Annotated in this window: 1 pseudogene; it reads right to left on the bottom strand. The window is 68.2% G+C overall.

Annotated features, from left to right (window positions below):
* Nucleotides 1-220, bottom strand: a pseudogene (locus tag JMJ56_RS33555) (IS630 family transposase); the annotation flags it as partial.

Below are 220 nucleotides of genomic sequence, written 5' to 3'. Positions count from 1 at the left end.
TTTTTTGAGCGTCATGGCCTGCCGGTCCAGGAAGCGCCAGATCGTGCTGGGCGCGAAGGTGGCGCCGTGCTGCCGGTGCAGCATGCCGGACAGCTCCACCAGGGTGATATCCACCTGAGCCTCGACCGCCGCCAGAATGGCGTCTCGGTAGACCTCGATCCGCCCCGACCGCAGGTCGCCGCCCTTGGCCTTGGCTCGGGTAGCGCCCGTGGCACGCCAA

The organism is Belnapia arida (genome assembly GCF_016773205.1).
Classification (GTDB): domain Bacteria; phylum Pseudomonadota; class Alphaproteobacteria; order Acetobacterales; family Acetobacteraceae; genus Belnapia; species Belnapia arida.
The sequence above is the reverse complement of the archived record's forward strand: the minus strand, read 5'-3'. Positions and strand labels throughout refer to the sequence as shown.